This window comes from Paenibacillus cymbidii, from assembly GCF_004764705.1.
Classification (GTDB): domain Bacteria; phylum Bacillota; class Bacilli; order Paenibacillales; family NBRC-103111; genus Paenibacillus_AN; species Paenibacillus_AN cymbidii.
The window spans coordinates 144,940-164,241 of sequence record NZ_SHLX01000018.1 but is presented as its reverse complement, the minus strand read 5'-3'; the positions used below and the strand labels follow the sequence as shown (position 1 = coordinate 164,241).

Here is a 19,302-nt window from a genome sequence, read left to right as displayed (position 1 = left end):
CGTTCGTCCTGAGCCAGGATCAAACTCTCCATAAAGGTAGTTCGAACTTGCTCTTCAAAACACTAGCTTACGATCCGAAGATCGCTGTTGCTTGCTCACTCGTTGTTCAGTTTTCAAAGGGCAATGATAAAGCTTGGTGTCGCCCGAAAAGTCAAGCCGCGCAAGACATTGTCGTGATGTTGCCATCTTGTTGCGAAGCGTCTTGCCGGTGGGCTGTCGTTTAACGGCGACTTTTATATCATACCACATCGCCGATCACGATTGCAAGCTTTATTTTTTTCTTCTTCTTTCGTCCGCCGCGCTTCCGGACAAGCCTTCCAAGCGGCGAGTACTAATGTATCACAGATGCAAAAATGAAGTCAAGCAATTTTTTTAATTTTTTTTCTCGCGAGAAACAAGGACGATAAGCTTCACTTGGCTCCGTTCCGACGAAGCGTTTTGCAGAATAAGCCATGTTTGATTGCCTATTTCTCCAAAAACAGATGGCCCTCCAAAATAACCAGTAAAATCACTGGCTATTTTGGCTAAAACACCTGATTTTGAGTCCTGTCAAAGCGAATAAGCCATGTTTTGGCTGGCTATTTTCGACGAGGCACCCCAAATCGGGCAAATAAGCCATTTTTCACTGGTTATTTCCGTTACCCGGTCCGTCATGATGATGCCGCGGCCGCAGCAAGCGGTTCAAGCCAGACACATAAAAAAAGAACGGCGCCGCAGCGCCGCTCCGGGCATGATGCCCATCGTCAAACCCGACTAATTGAAATTAAACAACACTTCCTGGATGTAAAGATTGCGCTCCATCGACAAATTGACGATTTTGCCGTTGACATTGACCCAGGGCCGCGTCGGGTTGGCGCGGTCGGAGAAGACGATTTCGCCGATCCGCTCGTCGCTCAGTCTGACAACCGTACCGTTATGAAAGGCAGTAACACGGTAAACGAACGTCTGCACCAGCAGCGGGTCGAGCTTGCCGAACGATTCCTTGACAAGCTGCTCGAGCACAAGGTAAGGGGATTCCGCCTTCTTGTAATGCCGATTGCTGGTCATGGCGTGAAAAATATCGGCCACGGCAATAATTTTGGCGTACAGATGGATCTTGTCGCCCTTCACGCCGAGCGGATAACCGGAGCCGTCTTCGCGCTCGTGATGCTGCAATGCGCAAAGCTTCGCCCCCTCGTTGATAGCGGGTACATTTTTTAAAATGTTATAGCCGAATATCGTATGCTTCCGCATCTCCTCGAGCTCGAGATCGGTGAGGCGCGTCTTCTTCTCGAAAACGACGTCGTCGATCTTAACGTTACCGAGATCATGAAACAGGCCGCCGAGCGCGATCTGCATCAAATCTTTCTGCGGCAGTCCATGCCACTTGGCGAGCTGGTAAGCCGTCAAGCTGACCAGCACACTGTTATGGATCAAATACTCCTTTACATTCGTGTTCTTGCTTGTGACGGACAAAATATTGTAATGGTCGATCAGCTTAAGCAGCGACTCCAGCCGCATCCGGATATCGAGAATCGGAATCGTCTGGTTCGTTTGCGCCAAATTAAACACACGTTTGAGCAGGGACGTCATTTTGTCGAGCTCAAGATAGAACGGCAGTACGGATTGCGAGGGATCCTCGGGCGAATTGTCGCCGTCTTCCTCCGTTTCCGTTCCGGCTTTCGACTCGATGGCAACAATCGGAATCAGGAAAGCCCGCAATATTTCGATTTCCCGGGCGGTGAGCTGCCTTCCCTTCTCAAACAGGAGACTGCCTCTCTTGGTAATCACCTGTTCGGCAAGCTTCTCGCCGGTCTTCAGCTGTGAGACGGAAACGTTAAGCATACGATCCCTCATTCCCGTAAGAGGTTGTTCAAAAAGTCGGCTTTTGATCACGAAGATTGGGCAGGAAGCGCAAGCCCGTCTTTTTGAACTCGCACCGTAAGTAAGTCTGCCGCCGATCAAGAGGCTCGAAAGCTCCTGCCGGCTTGCCATTCCCGAACGCGGACTTCATAAGCGAAGCCTATTCGTTCGCGTCCTCGCCCGATTCGCCCGATTCGGCGGACTCTTCGCTCTTCTCCACGCGCGTCAGTGTGGCGACTTCGTCGTCGTCCTTGATATTGATCAAACGGACGCCCTGCGTATTCCGGCCCATCATGGAGATTCCCTCCATGCTCATCCGAATAATCGTGCCTTGCGCCGTAATAATCATCAAATCTTCGTCTTCGCGCACTACCTTAAGCCCGACGACCGGTCCGTTCTTCGGCGTAATATGGAGCGTCTTGATCCCTTTGCCGCCGCGGGATTGCACGCGATAATCGTCGACCGGCGTTCGTTTGCCGAAGCCTTTGGACGTAACGATCAACACGCTGTTGTCCGGCTGGATGACGTCCATATCGATTACCGCATCGTCATCGGTAATTTGGATGCCTTTGACGCCGGTTGCGGAACGGCCCATCGGGCGAACGTCCGTTTCCGGGTAGTGAATGGACATCCCCGTGCGCGTCCCCATAATAATCCCTTGCTTGCCGTCCGTCAGCTTCACGCCGATCAATTCGTCGTCCTCGCGCAAATTGATGGCGATCAAACCGACTTTGCGGATGTTGTTGTAGTCTTCGAGCGGTGTTTTCTTAACGATGCCGCTCTTGGTAGCGAAGAACAAATACTTGTCCGGATCGAAGCCTTGGACGGTAATGACCGCGTTGATCGTCTCGCCCTGCTCGATCTGAATCAGATTAATGATTGGCGTCCCTCGCGACGTACGACTCAAATCCGGCACTTCGTATGCCTTCAGCCGATACACCTTGCCACGGTCGGTAAAGAACAGCAAATAATGATGAGAGTTTGTTACGAACAAATGTTCGACAAAGTCATCCGTCTTCGTATCCATGCCGATGACGCCTTTGCCACCGCGCTTCTGCGACCGGTACGTGGTGACAGGCAGCCGCTTGACATAGCCGGAATGGGTGATCGTAATAATCACTTCTTCCTGCGGAATCAAATCTTCGTCGTCGATGCTTTCCTCGCCGATCGTAATTTCCGTCCGGCGCTCATCGCCATACTTGTCTTTGATCTCCTGCAGCTCTTCGCCGATAATGGCCAGAATGCGCTGTTCGTCGGCCAGAATGGCTTTATATTCGGCGATCTTCACCATCAGCTCGTTGTATTCTTCTTCGATCTTCTCGCGCTCCAAGCCGGTAAGGCGCTGCAGCCGCATATCGAGAATCGCCTGCGCCTGTTCCAGCGACAAGCTGAACCGCGTCATCAACCCTTCGCGCGCTTCTTCCGTCGTCCGCGACGCGCGGATGAGTGCGATGACTTCGTCCAGATGATCGAGCGCGATGCGCAAGCCTTCGAGAATATGCGCCCGGGCTTCCGCCTTGCGCAGATCGAACTCCGTGCGCCGGCGCACGACTTCCTGCTGATGCAGCAAGTAGTGGCGCAGCACCTCCTTCAGGTTGAGCACCTTCGGTTCCTTGTTGACGATCGCCAGCATGTTCACGCCAAAATTGGACTGCATTGCCGTCTGCTTGTACAAATTGTTGAGCACGACGTTCGCGTTGACGTCGCGGCGCAGCTCGATGACGACGCGCATGCCGTTGCGGTCCGACTCGTCGCGCAAGTCGGTGATGCCGTCGATCTTCTTCTCGCGAACGAGATCGGCAATGCTGACGATCAGCCGCGCCTTGATCACCTGATAAGGCAGCTCGGTAACGATAATGCGCGCCCGTCCGTTCGTCTCTTCGATCTCCGCTTTAGCCCGCATGGTGATGGAGCCGCGCCCCGTCGTATACGCCGAACGGATGCCCGAGCGGCCGAGAATGTAGCCGTAGGTCGGAAAATCGGGCCCCTTGATGTACTGCATCAGTTCAAGGGATGTAAGCTCGGGATCGCGAATCAGCGCCTGAATGCCGTCGATCACTTCGCCCAGATTATGCGGCGGAATGTTCGTCGCCATGCCGACGGCAATGCCGGTGACACCGTTCACAAGCAAATTCGGAAAACGCGACGGAAGCACGACCGGTTCCTGCTCTTCGCCGTCGTAGTTGGGAGCGAAATCGATCGTTTCTTTGTTGATGTCGCGCAGCATCTCCATGGCGATCTTCGACAGTCGGGCTTCCGTATACCGCATCGCCGCCGGCATGTCTCCGTCGATCGAGCCGAAATTGCCGTGGCCGTCCACAAGCATATAACGCATCGAAAAATCCTGCGCCATCCGCACCATCGTTTCATAAACGGCGGAATCCCCGTGCGGGTGATATTTGCCGATGACTTCGCCGACGATCCGGGCAGATTTCTTATAAGGTTTATCGGGAGCCATCCCGAGTTCCGACATCGCAAACAAAATCCGGCGGTGAACCGGTTTCAACCCGTCTCTTACATCGGGGAGCGCCCGGCTGACGATAATGCTCATGGCGTAATCCATGAACGACTCGCGCATTTCCGAGCCGATATCGCGTTCTTTGATCTGATCTCGCATTTCTTCTGCCATTGTTAACCCCCCAAGGATGGACGCCTTTCGGCTTGGGCGCGCTGCCCCAGGCATAAAACAACTGCGGAAACTTGACTTCCCGCCGGCGTTCCGGCAAGATTCGCATCAAATTCTATTATATTACTTTCACATCATCAGTACAATTTAAACCTTGGCGCACGTTAATTGATCCGCTCTCCGTTGCGATAAACCGCATCCTCCACATAAGTGCCGTCGAGCCGATAAATGACGCCTCTCCCGTCCGGCTTGCCGTTCGAGAAATCGCCGACGAACTTATAGCCGTTGCTGAAGTAAAGCGTGCCTTTACCCGAAAACTTGTCGCTCGCGAAGTCGCCTTCGTAGAGCAGGAAACGGTCCGCCAGCGTATACTTGCCCCGCTTGAACGATCCGGCCTCGCTTACTCCTTCGAATGTGTCGCCATTGGGTAAATAATAGGTGCCTGGCCCGTCTATCTTGCCGTCCGCAAACGAGCCTTCGTATCGCAGTTTGTCGTCGGTGCCGTATTGTTTGCCGCTGCCGTTCAGCTTGTCGTCTTTAAAGGTGCCGACCGCTTTGCCGCCGTTGCTGTAATACAACGTGCCTTCCCCGTTCATTTTGCCGCCTTCCAATTCCCCGGTGTAAATAAGCTTGTAATCGCTATAGATGTTGCCTTGGCCGCCCGCCTCGCCGTACACGACTTCCCCGACGTAACGGTTTCCTCTGCCGGCATACGTAACGATGCCTTGTCTGCGCGGCGTCGCGGCTCCATACTGCCGGCCCAGGTCGGCGCGCCAGGTCGACTCCAGCTCGTCGGGCGTCTTCCCGGTCAACGTCAGGAGCGCGTTCGCAAAAGGAGCTTTGGCGTAATACAATTCATTCGTCTTGCTTTCGCCGTAAGTATCGACCAGATAACGATAGAACGATTGCGCTTCCGCATAAATGAGCTGTACGTTGCTGTCGTCCCAATCCGCGTTGCTCTCGGGAATCTCTTTCCACGCCAGCAATTTGTTTTCTTTCCAGGCCGCATACAGCACCTTCTCCCGGCTCAGGTCGAGATAAGGACCGATCGTTTCGTAGTAGCCGGCTACCGCTTCGGGAAACCAGCTCGGTTCGCCGTATAACCCGGACTCCGTAGTGGAAAGCGTCAGCGCGTGCGTCATTTCATGCCGGAATGTCTCCAGCAGCGAATCGAGACTCCGATCGGGAGCGATCCGAACGAACATCGTTTGTTCTCCCAGGTTCCAATGCGCCGCGCTGAACGAAATATCTTTGTGACTGGCCTTATAATCTTCTTCGTTCATGAAATAGACCGGCACCCGATAAAACAGCTGCCGTCCGAACACCCCGGCCAAGTGCCGGTAAATGTCGTCAAATCGGGTGGCAATCGTCATGACATCCGCTTCGTCCTCGTAATAATACACTTGAAAATACGAGGTGGTGAACGTTTTCCACTGCCTTCGCATGTCGAACCAGTGCGGCGTGTTGTAGGCGCTCTTCACGGCCGGATAAACGGCCGGCGGCTTGGCAGGCGTTATGGCCGTCCGGTCCGGTTCGGCCACCGGCTCCAACAGCGGATAGGACCGATCCTGGCCTTTCGGGCCAATGCCCGGCAAACCGGTTCGAATCGATACCGTCCGGGTTTCGCCATCCCAGCCGACTTCGGCGCCGAACGCCGTGCTCACGAAACGAAGCGGCACCATCGTGCTCCCGTTCACCAACATGGCCGGTTGGTCGAGCGTTTTTTCCGTGGAGTCGATGAATGCCTGCGTCTTGCCGATCGTCAGCGTCACTTGCTTGAATTCCTTGCGCGCGATTACGGTGCTCGTCTGTGTATCCCATTCGATGCGGGCGCCCAGCGCTTCGAATATCGCGCGCAGCGGCACCATCGTCGTGCCGTCGACGATGACCGGCGTCTGCTCGTAGCGTTGCACGATGCCGTCGATCGTCACCGTGGCGGTGTCGTCGTCGGCCGCCTGTACGGCAGACAGCTTCCAGCATGCGGCGAACAACAGCGCCAGCCCGATCAAGACGAACCGGATTCGCCGGAAGCGCCCCGGCATCTGCACCGCCATTGCGTCTTTGCCCATAAACGGATCTCCCTTTCTCCGCGATAACGTTCAACCCGGCTTGCTTCCCCGTCATTTCCTGCGGCGGTAAACATATCCAATCCCGAAGAGGAAAAAAAGAACCGCGAGCGCCTGAATTCCTAACGTTCGGGTTCTTCGTTTCTTTCTCATGTTCGTGAATCGAAGCTGCGGCAGAAACTATACATCAAGATTTTTCACATATTTGGCGTGTTGTTGGATGAAATCGCGCCGCGGCTCGACGTTGTCGCCCATCAGCGTGTCGAACACCAGGTCCGCCTCGATCGCATCCTGAATGCTGACCTGCAGGAACGTGCGTACCGCCGGATCCATCGTCGTGTCCCACAGCTGCGCCGCGTTCATTTCGCCAAGTCCTTTGTACCGCTGGATGTTCACTTTGGCTCCCTCGCCGAACTCCTGCATGTACTCGTCACGCTGGCGCTCGTTATAGGCGTAACGGACGACTTTGTTGCGCTCGAGCTTGAACAGCGGCGGCTGAGCGATATAGACGAACCCGCTCTCGATCAGCTTGCGCATGTAGCGGTAGAAGAACGTCAGCAGCAGCGTGCGAATATGCGCTCCATCGACGTCGGCGTCCGTCATGATCACGATCTTGTGATAACGCGCCCGCGCAATGTCGAAGTCGTCGCCAATCCCGGTGCCGAGCGCCGTAATGATCGCCCGAATTTCCGTGTTGGCCAAAATTTTGTCCAGCCGCGACTTCTCGACGTTCAATATTTTCCCCCGCAGCGGCAAAATCGCCTGGAAATGGCGATCGCGGCCCTGTTTGGCCGATCCGCCTGCGGAGTCGCCTTCGACAATGTAAATTTCGCTGATCGAAGCGTCCTTGGAGGAGCAATCGGCCAGCTTGCCCGGCAGTGAACCGACGTCGAGCGCACTCTTGCGCCGCGTCAGTTCTCTCGCCTTGCGCGCCGCTTCGCGGGCACGGGCTGCCTGGATGCCCTTCTCCATGATCTTCTTGGAGACGGCGGGATGCTCGTCGAGAAACTCCTGCAGCTTCTCGGCGAACAACGATTCGACAATCCCGCGCACCTCGCTGTTGCCGAGCTTCGTCTTCGTCTGTCCTTCGAATTGCGGTTCCGGAATTTTGACCGAAATGATGGCGGTCAGCCCTTCGCGCACGTCGTCGCCGGACAAATTGGCGTCGTTCTCCTTGATGGCCCCCGACTTGCGCGCATATTCGTTCAGAATGCGCGTGAGCGCGCTTTTGAAACCGGATTCGTGGGTGCCGCCTTCATGCGTGTTGATATTGTTCGCAAACGAATAAATATTGTCGGTGTAGCTGTCGTTATATTGCAGCGCGATTTCGACGGAGATGTTCTCCCTCGTCGCTTCCACGTAGATTGGCGTTTCATGAAGCGCTTCCCGGTTGCGGTTCAAATATTCGACGAAGGAGACGATGCCGCCCTCGTAAATATAAGTGGCCGACAGGTCGGTGCGCTCGTCGAGCAGCGTAATTTCGATGCCCTTGTTCAGGAACGCCAACTCGCGCAGGCGCGATTGCAAAATATCGAAATCGTATTCCGTCGTTTCGGTGAAAATTTGTTCGTCCGGCTTGAACGTAATGATCGTTCCCGTCTCCTCGGACTCGCCGACTACGCGAAGTTCGTACTGCGGCACGCCGCGGTGGAACTCCATCTGGAACACTTTGCCTTCCCGGCGCACTTCGGCAATCAGCTTCTCGGACAGCGCATTGACGACGGAAACGCCGACGCCGTGCAAGCCGCCGGACACCTTGTAGCCTTCGCCGCCGAACTTGCCGCCGGCGTGAAGCACCGTCAGCACAACTTCGAGCGTCGATTTCTTCAGCTTGGCGTTCTCCCCGACCGGAATGCCGCGGCCGTTGTCGATTACGGTAACGCTGTTGTCCTTGTGCACGATGATATCAACGCGCGTGCAGAAGCCGGCCAGCGCTTCGTCAATGCTGTTGTCCACAACTTCCCAGACGAGATGGTGAAGCCCGCGGCCGCTCGTCGAACCGATGTACATCCCCGGCCGCTTGCGGACCGCTTCCAATCCTTCAAGCACCTGTATCTGACTTTCGTCGTACGTATTCGAATTGACTGACATTGCGAGTTCACCCACTTTTCATAATGAAAACGATACTAATTCACCATCAGCTGGTTGGCCCTTTTCTTGAGCGTCGAGGACGAGATCGGCGAATAGATCAGCTTGCCCACCGTTACGACGAGCGATTTGCTTTCTTCTTCGCCGATGACCTCGACCTTCTTCTCTTTGGCCATATGGGCGATGAATTGTTTGGATATTTTTGAATGGTTCTCGATGGAAATGTCGAAGATGGCGACCAGCTCCGCCGCACGAATGATCTTTTCCCCGCCTACATGGATAAACATACTCTCATCCCCTGTCTCCGTCTCGATTCCAATCGTTAGCCCCATCCGCTCAATCGGAACGGACGGCACCGTCGCTGACATGAAAGATGGCCGCGTTGCGCAGCCGGCTTGCATTGACATTCTCCATCCCCGTGGACGTAATGAATGTCTGCACTTTATCCTGAAACGTCTCGATCAGCTGGGTTTGGCGGTACTGATCGAGCTCGGAGAGCACATCGTCGAGCAGAAGCACCGGGTATTCGCCTACCTCTTCGCGAATCAGTTCCAATTCGGCCAGCTTCAGCGACAGCGCCGTCGTGCGCTGCTGGCCTTGCGAGCCATAGGTTTGCACTTCCCGGCCGTTGATCGTGAACCGCATATCGTCCCGGTGCGGTCCGACGAGCGTCGTGCCCCGGCGCAGCTCCTGATCTTTGTTCTGTGATAACTTTACCATAAATCGGTCGAATATAACAGATTCCTCATCCGTTTCGTCGACGGCGAAGGAAGGGTCGTAATCGATGACTACCTGTTCGCTTCCGTTCGTGATGCCGGCATGGATGTGCGACGCCCAATTTTGCAGCTTATGGATAAAGCTTTGACGCTTTCGCATGATTTTAACACCGAAGCCGGCGAGTTGTTCGTTCCACACTTCCAGCATCGGCGCGTTCGAAGCCGAGTTGGCCGAAGGCTGCTTGAGGAAATTGTTCCGCTGCGCGAGCACTTTCTGGTACTGCGCCACATCGTACAAATAGCCGGGATTCACCTGGCCGATCTCCATGTCGAGAAACCGCCTGCGCATGCCCGGCGAACCTTTGACGATTTCCAAATCCTCGGGCGCGAACATGACCACATTAAGCGCGCCGATGAAGCCGCTCAGCTTGCGCTGCTCGAGCCCGTTCAGCCTGGCCTTCTTGCCTTGCGGCGAAATCGTCAGCTGAAGCTTGCATTCCCCGTATTTCTTCGTCACTTCTCCGTACAGCTGGGCTTGATCGCCGTTCCAGCCGATCAGTTCCTTGTCCTGATGGGTGCGATGCGACTTGGTCAGCGCCAGCACGAAAATCGATTCGAGCAAATTCGTTTTGCCCTGCGCGTTCGGTCCGAGGAACAAGTTCACCATGCCCGCGGTGGTGAGCTCTTGCTGCCCGTAGTTACGGAAATTGGTCAAGTGCAGCTTGTGTACGAACATCAGTTCCGCTCCACGCGAAAATCGCCACAGCCGGCGACTCGGACGAGATCGCCTGCATACAGCTTGCGGCCGCGGCGGTTCTCAGGCGCGCCGTTGACGGTAATTTCCGTCTCCTGCAGGAACGATTTGGCCTGTCCGCCGGTCGCAATGCAATCCGCCAGCTTCAGGAATTGACCGAGCGCAATGTACTCCGTTTGGATGGAAATGGTTTTCAACGTATCGACGCTCCTTAGCCTGTCGTGCGGTAAGGAAGAATGAGCTGCAGCAAGCTGGTGCCGTCTTCCGGCCGAATAATGATCGGGCTCATCGCGCCCGTAAAGCCGAACCGGATGTAGTCGCACTCGAATACTTTAAGCGCGTCGAGCATATATTTGGAGTTGAACGAAATGCGCAGCAGATCGCCGTTCAATTCGGTGGTCGGCAGCGTCTCCGTCACTTTGCCGAGCTCGGACGAAGTAGACGAAATTTCTACGGTGCCGTTCTCTTTCATGATCATTTTCACGATATTCGACTTGTCCTCGCGGGACAACAAGTAGGCGCGGTCGATCGCGTCGGCAAGCATTTTCGCGGCGATGACCAGCTCGGTCGAGTGCGATTCCGGAATAAGCTTCGCCGTGTCCGGGTACGTTCCGTCGAGGACACGTGTGTAAAATAAAATATTTTCCAATCGAAACAGAACTTGGTTGTCAGAAACAATGACATCGACGAGCATGTTTTCGTCGGGAAGGATTTTGTTCAATTCGCCGAGCGTTTTGCCGGAAATGACGGCGTTGGGCAGCCGCTGGTCTTCCGCCAGCTGCATGTCGATGTCGCGCGACGCGAGCCGGTGGCGGTCACAGCCGACCAGCTTTATCTTCTGCCCGGTAAAGTTCCACAACACGCCGGTCAAAACAGGGGTCGTTTCGCTCGTGCTGACGGCAAACGACGTTTGGCGAATCATCGTTTTGAGCAGATCGCTGGCAATGGAGATGCGGCTGTTCTCATCGACGACGGGCAACATCGGGTATTCCTCCGGATCGAGACCGACCATCTGAATTTCCGACGTTCCGGAGCGGATCGTTGCCTGGAAGGAGCCTGACGTTTCGATCTCCACTTCGTTCGATGGGAGCTTGCGCACCATTTCGGACAAAAATTTGGCCGGAAGTACGGCGCTTCCCGCCCGCTGGAGCTGCATCGTTTGAATTTCCGCCCGTTCGGCCGGAACAAACGATTGAATCGTGACTTCCGTATCGCTAGCGGTTAAAGTCAGTCCTTTCTCCGTCGCATCGAACTTGATGCCGCTGAGAATCGGAATCGTCGCCCGGCTGGAGATCGCTTTCGAGACGTGCTGAATCGCTTCGTTGAATGCGTCTTTCAATATCGTAAATTTCATCGGATTCACTCCCGTTGCCCTTCATTGTTGCCGTTTGCGGGTTGAAGTTGGTTCTGATTGTCCGGGTTGCCGCATACGGTATATTATAGGTTTTTTTAAACAGTAGTAATAGTAGGCGCGCTGAATATGTGGATATGTGGACGAAACCCGCAAAAGAGCAAGCCTATCCACATGTGTATAAAGTGTGCATAGGCTGCCTTGTCTATTGTGGGGTTTTGATTTTCTCCATGATGTTGCGGATGATCTTGGACAGCTCCTGGTCGCTCTTGAGCGAGTTCGTAATTTTGTCGTGCGCGTGGATCACGGTCGTATGGTCACGGCCGCCGAACGCTTCGCCGATCTTGGGAAGCGAGAAGTCGGTCATTTCCCGGGAAAGGAACATCGCCACCTGGCGGGGGAAGGCGACTGCCTTGGTCCGCTTGCGCGCTTTGAAGTCCTCGAGCCGCAGCCCGTAAAACTCGCCGACTTTCTGTTGAATATCCTGAATCGTGATGACGCGCGGCCGGCTTGACGGAATGATGTCCTTGAGCGCTTCCGAAGCGAGATGGGCCGATACGTCTTCGTTGATGAGCGAGGAATAGGCGACAACGCGGATCAGCGCGCCTTCCAGCTCGCGAATGTTCGTATCGATCTGGTTGGCTATGTAGACCATCGCTTCGTTCGGAATGTCGAGATTTTCGGCCTTTGCTTTCTTGCGGAGAATGGCGATGCGCGTTTCCAGATCGGGCGGCTGAATGTCGGTGATCAGTCCCCATTCGAACCGCGAGCGCAGCCGTTCCTCCAGGGTAGGAATTTCTTTGGGAGGCCGGTCGCTGGAAATGATGATTTGTTTGCCTTCTTCGTGCAAGGCGTTGAAGGTATGGAAAAATTCTTCCTGCGTCCCGTCTTTGCCGGCGAGGAACTGAATGTCGTCGATCAGCAGCACGTCGATATTGCGGTACTTGTTGCGGAAGCTTTCGCCGCGGTTGTCGCGGATCGCGTTGATGAATTCGTTCGTAAATTTCTCGGACGAAATGTACAGCACACGGGCGCTCGGATTCTGCTCCTGAACGAAATGGCCGATCGCATGCATGAGGTGCGTCTTGCCAAGCCCGACGCCGCCGTACAGAAATAGCGGATTGTATGCCTTGGCCGGCGCTTCGGCTACCGCCAGCGAGGCCGCATGGGCAAAGCGGTTTCCGGCGCCGATGACGAACGTGTCGAAAGTGTATTTTGGATTCATGACGCTGACGATCGGATCTTCAAGCGGTTTCGGAACCGGGGCCGGCGGTTTCTTGGCGGTTTCGGCCGCTGCAGCCGCTGCAGGATCCCGGATGATGACCTTTACTTCCACTTCACGATCGAGGCATTCGTAAACAGTTGTTGCTATAAAATCCAAATATTTACCCTCGAGCCATTCCTGGGTAAAGTCATTGGGGGCTGCGAGCACGAGTTGGTGTTCATTGAAAACGATTGCTTTGGTCGGTTTCATCCAGGTATCGTAGCTGGGACGGCTGAGTTTCTTCTCAATGGCAGCAAGAACACGCTGCCACAGTTGTTCCACGTGGCTCTCCACAAACGGTCACTCCTTCTATAAGAGGTAGTTCAAAAAGTCGGCTTTTGATCACGATGCTTAACCAGGAAGCGTATTCGGCATCGAATCTTGCGTTCACCCTCGAAGTCCGTTGCTCATTTAGGTATCGCCTAAACTCCGCTACTCCTTCTTCAGGTTCTCGCAACCTTCTCGGTGCTGAAAAGCCGTCTTTTTGAACCCTCACTATAACGCTTCCGTAGCAGAAGCCAAGAACGTTGTTCGGTGTGCAAAAGTGATGAAAACGGGCTGGTTATTCACATTAATCAGAAAATAAGTGGAGGAGTTAAACAGAAATGAGGATTTTGTTAACAAAGATACCCACAAATTGTTGATAACTCGGTGGTTTGAGGAATCTATCCACAAACGAAAACACTATAAATATATCAAAACGGGTCTGTCATTTCAATTGAATTATTGATTCTATCCACAATTTCAACTGCTTGTGTACAGATCCTGTGCACAACACTAGATATTGTTCATAATTTGTTTACATTCGGATTCGAGGAGCGATTTTGCCGATTTGTGCATCCACAGCCCTGTCCGAAATTTTGCGGCACGCGGGTTTGCCTTGACTTTTGCGCTTGAAAATGATTCAATATACAAAGGTATTTTTCGGTGTAATCCGCAGGGAGGTGCAAAGAGATGGGTCCGACGTACAAACCAAATGTAAGAAAACATAAGAAGGTGCATGGCTTCCGCGCCAGAATGAGCACGAAGAACGGTCGCAAGGTGTTGAAAGCCCGCCGCCAGAAGGGCAGAAAAGTACTGTCCGCTTAATCGCAGGAAACGGCCAGCCGCTGGATCGTCGAAACGGCTTGGCCGTTTTTAGGGACGGCGCCGTTTCTTCGTAGAATGTAAGATCGCGAACCGTTCTTATATTTCCGGACGAAACCACTTGCGAGTGGTTTTTTTTCTTTTCCGTGGGAAGGCAGATTCATTGGCGCGGGGGAGTACGGGCAGGTTTTAAAAGCCAGTGAAATGTGAACGCTGGAGATTAGCATGTCATGCGATGGAGCGTTGGCGGTGCAAAAGGAAAACCGTTTGGCCAGAAGAGAAGATTTCAATAAAGTATACCGGTACGGCAAATCGGTTGCGAACATGCAATTGGTGCTGTACACACTGCCGCGGCCGCAGCAGACGCAATTCCGGCTGGGCGTGTCCGTCAGCAAGAAACTCGGCAACGCCGTAGTCCGCAACCGGATCCGCCGGCTGCTCAAGGAAATCGTCCGGCACCATGGCGACTCGTTGCCTGGCGGCATCGACCTGATTTTGATCGCGCGCAAGCCGGCTGTCGATCTGACTTATCAGGAGCTGGAGAAATGTGTGCTGCATGTGATGAAACGGGCATCGTTGCTGTCGAAACGGCCGATTCGGGCCGAGGTCAAAAGTTGACCGGTTTGGTTTCTTTGTCTTGGAAGTTGTGATATATTTTAAGATGTATATCTGCATGCATATTTTGGGCTGGAATTTAAGGAGGATATGAATTTTGAGTCGTCGCTTGCTTCGCTTTGGGCCGCTGCTTCTGCTTGTTCTGTTCTTGTCCGGGTGCTCTTCGGTGATGAGCGAGCTTCCGCCGGCGGGGGAGCGTCACGGATTCTGGGTCACGTATTGCGTCGGGCCGCTGTCCGACTTGCTCGATTGGTTCGCCGAGATTTTGTTCGATCAATATGGCCTCGCCATTTTGCTGCTGACGCTGATTGTTCGGTTCCTGATTTTGCCGCTTACGCTGAAGCAGTATCGCAGCTCGAAGCAAATGCAACTGCTGCAGCCGGAACTGAAGAAGATGAAAGAGAAGTACAAGGACGACGTCAAGAAGCAGCAGGAAGAAACGATGAAGCTGTTTCAACAGCACGGTGTCAATCCTCTTGCCGGCTGTTTCCCGCTGATCGTGCAGATGCCGATTCTGATCGCGTTGTACCAGGCCATTATGCGGAACGAAACGATCAAGGAGCACGCGTTCTTGTGGCTTAAGCTGGGCGAGCCCGATCATTTGTATATTTTGCCGGTCGTTGCCGCGCTGACCACGTACTTGCAGCAGAAGGTCATGGCGACGCAGATGAATCCGCAGATGAAAGCGCTCATGTTCATTTTCCCGATTATGATTTTCTTTATGTCGCTTAACTTTGCCTCGGCATTGCCGCTTTATTGGGTATACACGAATACGTTTACCGTTGTTCAATCCTATCTTCTCTATCGTCGTCCATCTAAAAAGTAGGGGTGGCCATATCCAATGAAAAAAATCGTGGTTACGGCGAAATCGATTGAGGAAGCGATAAAAAACGGACTGGCGCAATTGAATGTGACGGAAGATCGAGTAACGATCCAAGTGCTTGAGCAGCCGGCGAAAGGCTTATTCGGCCTGATTGGGGTCAAGGAAGCCAAAGTCGAACTGGAGCTCAAGATGGATGCGGTAGACATTGCGGAACAATTCCTGGGGGAAGTGTTTCAGACGATGGCGCTGCAAGTGGCGATTGGACGGGAGCAGGATCAGGACGGCGTGTTGCTCAATTTGACCGGTCAAGACCTGGGGATTCTCATTGGACGAAGAGGGCAAACGCTCGATTCGCTGCAATATTTGGTCAATATTGTGGCGAATCGTCATCGGGACACGCCGACGCGCATCGTCATCGATGCGGAGCAGTTCCGCGTGCGCAGAAGAAGGACGCTCGAGCAGCTCGCCGATCGCTTGGCGGGCCGTGTCATCAAGTACAAGAAGGAAGTCATCCTGGAGCCGATGTCGCCGCAGGAGCGGAAGATCATTCACTCCTATTTGCAGAATCATGCGGTAGTGCGCACGTTCAGCAAGGGCGACGAACCGAACCGCCGCGTTGTCATTGCAATGCGGTCGCAAGGTTAAACTAAGCTGCAGGACTGAATGATAGCAGTTTGATTGCGAGGTAGATCATGGATACGATTGCTGCGATATCGACACCAATGGGCGAGGGTGGCATTTCGGTGATCCGCGTCAGCGGTCCGGAGGCGATAACGGCAGCGGATCGTATTTTCGCGTCCAAATCGAAGCTGGTCGACGTACCTTCCCATACCGTACATTATGGCCATATTCGCGATGCTTCGAGCGGGGAACGGATTGATGAAGTACTGGTGACCGTTATGCGGGCGCCGCGGTCTTTTACGATGGAAGATGTCGTGGAAATTGGGTGCCATGGCGGTATGGTGTCGGTGAAGAAGACGCTTGATGCGTTGTTGTCGCACGAAGTGCGATTGGCCGAACCCGGCGAATTTACGAAGCGGGCGTTTCTGAACGGGAGAATTGATCTTGCGCAGGCGGAAGCGGTCATCGACTTGATCCGGGCCAAATCGGACAAGGCGTTTTCGATTGCACTCAAGCAAGTGGAAGGAACCTTATCGAAGAAAATTGGGCGAATTCGGTTTGCGTTGATCGAGTTGATGGCGCATATCGAAGTAAATATCGACTATCCGGAGCATGACGTCGAGTCATTGACGAATGCCTTTATTAAAGATAAATGCGCCGCGGCGATCCTGGAAGTCGGAGGATTGTTGAAGGCGGCTAACCAAGGAAAGCTGATTCGGGAAGGGATCGAGACGGCGATCGTCGGCAGTCCGAATGTCGGCAAGTCGTCGCTGCTTAACACGCTTGCCCAGATGAACCGGGCGATTGTGACGGATATTCCGGGAACGACGCGCGATGTGATTGAAGAATATGTCACGATTGCGGGTATTCCGTTGAAATTGCTCGACACAGCCGGGATTCGGGAAACGTCGGATGTTGTCGAACGGATCGGCGTGGAGCGGTCCAAAGCGGCGTTGGCGGAAGCGGATCTTGTTTTGTTGGTGTTGGATGGAAGTCGGGCGATGCTGCCGGAAGAGAAGGAACTGCTGGAGCGGCTTCGCGAGCGACAGTTGATTGTGATCGTCAACAAGTCGGACCTGACCCAGGAGCTCGATCTTGCCGAGGTGCGGGAGTTGGCATCCGCTGCACAGGTGGTTGAATTGTCGGCGCTTACGGAGAACGGGCTAGAATCGCTTGAGAAAGCGATAGCGGATTTATTTTTCAGCGGCAGTCTGGAAGCGGCGGATTTCACTTACGTCAGCAATGTAAGGCATATTCAGCTATTGAAAGCGGCGCTCGCTTCGCTGGAGGAAGCGGTGCAAGCGGCTGAGTTATTTACGCCGATCGACATGATTCAGATTGATATTCGGACAGCATGGGAGAAGTTGGGCGAAGTGATCGGCGATTCGGCTCCGGATTCACTGTTGGACCAGATTTTTTCCCAGTTTTGTCTCGGTAAATGATGAAGGAGCGGAAGGTTTGGCAGGCAAAGTTTGTGGTTTAAAAACGACTTATGAACTGCCTCTAATTGATTTTTTATAAAGCCGGCTTTTTTGAATTAACGTTAAAGGAGGGAAAGTGATGAGTTACGTTGCGGGAGAATACGATGTGATCGTGATCGGCGCCGGCCATGCCGGGTGTGAGGCAGCGCTTGCCGCTGCACGGATGGGCTGCGAAACGCTGCTGCTGACGATCAATCTGGATATGGTGGCGTTCATGCCGTGCAACCCGTCGATTGGCGGCCCTGCCAAAGGGCATGTCGTTCGGGAAATCGATGCGCTTGGCGGCGAGATGGGACGCAACATCGACAAAACCTACATTCAATTGCGGATGCTGAATACGGGCAAAGGTCCGGCCGTTCATGCGCTGCGTGCGCAGGCGGACAAATTTCTTTATCAACATACGATGAAGGAAACGATCGAACGCCAGCCGAAGCTTACCTTGCGCCAGGGGATGGCGGAGGAATTGATTGTGGAGGACGGCGTATGCCGCGGCGTGATAACGAAGACGGGCGCCAGGTATTTGGGGAAAGCGATTGTGCTTACGACCGGTACGTATTTGCGCGGTAAAGTTATTATCGGCGAACTGATGTACGAAAGCGGTCCGAACAACCAGCAGCCTTCGGTCAAACTTTCGAGCCATTTGAAAGAATTGGGGTTTGAACTGGTGCGATTCAAAACCGGGACGCCTCCGCGCGTGCATAAGGATTCGATTGATTTCAGCAAAACGGAAATCCAACCGGGCGACGAAAAACCGAAGTTTTTCTCTTACGAAACAACGGAGGAAGTACCGAATCAAATTCCTTGTTGGCTGACGTACACGACAGGGGAGACGCATCAAATTATTCAAGACAACCTGCATCGGGCGCCAATGTTTTCGGGGGCGATCGAAGGCACGGGACCGCGTTATTGCCCGTCGATTGAAGATAAAATCGTTCGCTTCAGCGACAAGCCGAAGCATCAAATTTTTCTGGAGCCGGAAGGGCGCAATACGTCGGAGTATTACGTCCAGGGCTTGTCGACGAGTATGCCGGAGGACGTGCAACTGTCGATCCTGCGATCGGTTACCGGTCTGGAAAAGGTAGAAATGATGCGCACCGGTTATGCCATCGAGTACGACGCCGTGGTGCCGACACAACTGTGGCCGACGCTCGAAACGAAACGGTTGCCGGGGCTGTTCACCGCCGGTCAAATCAATGGCACCTCGGGATACGAGGAAGCGGCGGGGCAGGGCATCATGGCCGGTATTAATGCAGCACGCAAAGTGCTGGGCAAAGAGCCTGTCATTTTGGACCGTTCGCAAGGATATATCGGGGTGTTGATCGACGATCTGGTGACGAAAGGGACGAGCGAACCGTATCGTTTGCTGACGTCCCGTGCCGAATATCGGTTGCTTCTTCGCCATGACAATGCCGACTTGCGATTGACGCCAATCGGTTACGAAATCGGATTGATTTCCGACGAACGTTATGAGCGGTTTTTGACGAAGAAATCGCTCGTTGAGCAGGAGATTGAACGTTTGCAGACGGTTAAGGTGCGTCCGGAGCCATGGATCCAGCAGTTGCTGAAGGATGCGGGTACGGTCGAATTGAACAACGCCGTCGAAGCCTTGTCGTTGCTCCGCAGACCGGAGCTCGACTATCGCCACATCGAACAGATGTCGCCATCTCCATTTGGACTGACGGACGAGATGAAAGAGCAAGTGGAAATTCAGATCAAGTATCAGGGCTATATCGAAAAGCAACTGCTCCAAGTGGAACGGTTGAAGAAGATGGAGCAGAAAAAAATTCCGGCGGATATCGATTACAATGCCATTCACGGCATTGCCAATGAAGCAAAGACGAGACTGGCAAACGTCCGCCCGATCTCGATCGGGCAAGCGTCGCGCGTATCGGGCGTGAATCCGGCTGACATCTCCATCTTGCTTGTTTATTTGGAGCACTACAATAAAGCTGTTGCGGCTCGAGGATAA

16 protein-coding genes are annotated in these 19,302 nt (G+C 53.8%); 7 read left to right on the top strand and 9 right to left on the bottom strand.

Features of this window, described 5'->3' with window-relative positions; all coding sequences use genetic code 11:
- Positions 1 to 224 (top strand): hypothetical protein (locus EXY20_RS39545; protein WP_207671327.1); only part of this gene is annotated, 224 nt, incomplete at its 5' end.
- Positions 225 to 753: 529 nt separating this feature from the next.
- Here the strand turns inward: EXY20_RS39545 and EXY20_RS23860 are convergent.
- From EXY20_RS23860 to dnaA, 9 genes are all read right to left on the bottom strand, one after another.
- Positions 754 to 1,824: an HD-GYP domain-containing protein gene (locus EXY20_RS23860; protein ID WP_135554629.1), complete on the bottom strand. Its 1,071-nt coding sequence runs from the start codon at positions 1,822 to 1,824 to the stop codon at positions 754 to 756.
- A gap of 178 nt (positions 1,825 to 2,002) precedes the next feature.
- Positions 2,003 to 4,471 (bottom strand): DNA gyrase subunit A, encoded by a 2,469-nt coding sequence (gene gyrA / locus EXY20_RS23855; RefSeq protein ID WP_135554628.1) that lies wholly within the window; start codon positions 4,469 to 4,471, stop codon positions 2,003 to 2,005.
- A gap of 161 nt (positions 4,472 to 4,632) precedes the next feature.
- Positions 4,633 to 6,537 carry a stalk domain-containing protein gene (locus EXY20_RS23850; RefSeq protein WP_135554627.1) on the bottom strand — a complete coding sequence of 635 codons (1,905 nt, stop codon included), beginning with the start codon at positions 6,535 to 6,537 and terminating at the stop codon, positions 4,633 to 4,635.
- A 177-nt stretch (positions 6,538 to 6,714) separates the two neighbouring features.
- The gene (gene gyrB / locus EXY20_RS23845) at positions 6,715 to 8,625 is read right to left on the bottom strand and encodes a DNA topoisomerase (ATP-hydrolyzing) subunit B (protein WP_135554626.1); all 1,911 of its coding nucleotides are present in this window, start codon (positions 8,623 to 8,625) and stop codon (positions 6,715 to 6,717) included.
- A 35-nt stretch (positions 8,626 to 8,660) separates the two neighbouring features.
- On the bottom strand, positions 8,661 to 8,909 hold the full coding sequence (remB, locus tag EXY20_RS23840) for an extracellular matrix regulator RemB (protein WP_135554625.1): 249 nt from the start codon (positions 8,907 to 8,909) through the stop codon (positions 8,661 to 8,663).
- A gap of 49 nt (positions 8,910 to 8,958) precedes the next feature.
- Positions 8,959 to 10,074 carry a DNA replication/repair protein RecF gene (gene recF / locus EXY20_RS23835; RefSeq protein WP_135554624.1) on the bottom strand — a complete coding sequence of 372 codons (1,116 nt, stop codon included), beginning with the start codon at positions 10,072 to 10,074 and terminating at the stop codon, positions 8,959 to 8,961.
- Positions 10,074 to 10,289 carry a S4 domain-containing protein YaaA gene (gene yaaA / locus EXY20_RS23830; RefSeq protein ID WP_135554623.1) on the bottom strand — a complete coding sequence of 72 codons (216 nt, stop codon included), beginning with the start codon at positions 10,287 to 10,289 and terminating at the stop codon, positions 10,074 to 10,076. The genes recF and yaaA overlap by 1 nt, the downstream gene beginning before the upstream one ends.
- 14 nt (positions 10,290 to 10,303) lie before the next feature.
- Positions 10,304 to 11,446: a DNA polymerase III subunit beta gene (dnaN, locus tag EXY20_RS23825; RefSeq protein WP_135554622.1), complete on the bottom strand. Its 1,143-nt coding sequence runs from the start codon at positions 11,444 to 11,446 to the stop codon at positions 10,304 to 10,306.
- A gap of 202 nt (positions 11,447 to 11,648) precedes the next feature.
- Complete coding sequence (gene dnaA, locus EXY20_RS23820; RefSeq protein ID WP_135554621.1) at positions 11,649 to 13,001, bottom strand: chromosomal replication initiator protein DnaA; 1,353 nt, start codon at positions 12,999 to 13,001, stop codon at positions 11,649 to 11,651.
- Positions 13,002 to 13,661: 660 nt separating this feature from the next.
- Here dnaA and rpmH point away from each other — a divergent pair.
- The 6 genes from rpmH to mnmG all read left to right on the top strand — a co-directional run bounded on the left by rpmH (position 13,662) and on the right by mnmG (position 19,302).
- The gene (gene rpmH / locus EXY20_RS23815) at positions 13,662 to 13,796 is read left to right on the top strand and encodes a 50S ribosomal protein L34 (protein WP_135554620.1); all 135 of its coding nucleotides are present in this window, start codon (positions 13,662 to 13,664) and stop codon (positions 13,794 to 13,796) included.
- 246 nt (positions 13,797 to 14,042) lie between these two features.
- Positions 14,043 to 14,411 (top strand): ribonuclease P protein component, encoded by a 369-nt coding sequence (gene rnpA, locus EXY20_RS23810; protein ID WP_135554619.1) that lies wholly within the window; start codon positions 14,043 to 14,045, stop codon positions 14,409 to 14,411.
- A 94-nt stretch (positions 14,412 to 14,505) separates the two neighbouring features.
- Positions 14,506 to 15,234 (top strand): YidC/Oxa1 family membrane protein insertase, encoded by a 729-nt coding sequence (locus EXY20_RS23805; RefSeq protein ID WP_135554618.1) that lies wholly within the window; start codon positions 14,506 to 14,508, stop codon positions 15,232 to 15,234.
- A 15-nt stretch (positions 15,235 to 15,249) separates the two neighbouring features.
- Complete coding sequence (gene jag, locus EXY20_RS23800; RefSeq protein WP_135554617.1) at positions 15,250 to 15,876, top strand: RNA-binding cell elongation regulator Jag/EloR; 627 nt, start codon at positions 15,250 to 15,252, stop codon at positions 15,874 to 15,876.
- A gap of 47 nt (positions 15,877 to 15,923) precedes the next feature.
- A complete protein-coding gene (gene mnmE, locus EXY20_RS23795) occupies positions 15,924 to 17,294 on the top strand; it encodes a tRNA uridine-5-carboxymethylaminomethyl(34) synthesis GTPase MnmE (RefSeq protein ID WP_135554616.1) in 1,371 nt (456 codons plus the stop codon).
- A 118-nt stretch (positions 17,295 to 17,412) separates the two neighbouring features.
- Entirely contained in the window at positions 17,413 to 19,302 is a 1,890-nt protein-coding gene (gene mnmG / locus EXY20_RS23790; protein ID WP_135554615.1) for a tRNA uridine-5-carboxymethylaminomethyl(34) synthesis enzyme MnmG, read from the top strand.

Bases quoted from the DNA above. Each gene is read 5' to 3' on its own strand.
- EXY20_RS23860 (WP_135554629.1), bottom strand. From the start codon at position 1,824: ATGCTTAACGTTTCCGTCTCACAGCTGAAGACCGGCGAGAAGCTTGCC.
- gyrA (WP_135554628.1), bottom strand. From the start codon at position 4,471: ATGGCAGAAGAAATGCGAGATCAGATCAAAGAACGCGATATCGGCTCG.
- EXY20_RS23850 (WP_135554627.1), bottom strand. From the start codon at position 6,537: ATGGGCAAAGACGCAATGGCGGTGCAGATGCCGGGGCGCTTCCGGCGA.
- gyrB (WP_135554626.1), bottom strand. From the start codon at position 8,625: ATGTCAGTCAATTCGAATACGTACGACGAAAGTCAGATACAGGTGCTT.
- remB (WP_135554625.1), bottom strand. From the start codon at position 8,909: ATGTTTATCCATGTAGGCGGGGAAAAGATCATTCGTGCGGCGGAGCTG.
- recF (WP_135554624.1), bottom strand. From the start codon at position 10,074: ATGTTCGTACACAAGCTGCACTTGACCAATTTCCGTAACTACGGGCAG.
- dnaN (WP_135554622.1), bottom strand. From the start codon at position 11,446: ATGAAATTTACGATATTGAAAGACGCATTCAACGAAGCGATTCAGCAC.
- rpmH (WP_135554620.1), top strand. From the start codon at position 13,662: ATGGGTCCGACGTACAAACCAAATGTAAGAAAACATAAGAAGGTGCAT.
- jag (WP_135554617.1), top strand. From the start codon at position 15,250: ATGAAAAAAATCGTGGTTACGGCGAAATCGATTGAGGAAGCGATAAAA.
- mnmE (WP_135554616.1), top strand. From the start codon at position 15,924: ATGGATACGATTGCTGCGATATCGACACCAATGGGCGAGGGTGGCATT.
- mnmG (WP_135554615.1), top strand. From the start codon at position 17,413: ATGAGTTACGTTGCGGGAGAATACGATGTGATCGTGATCGGCGCCGGC.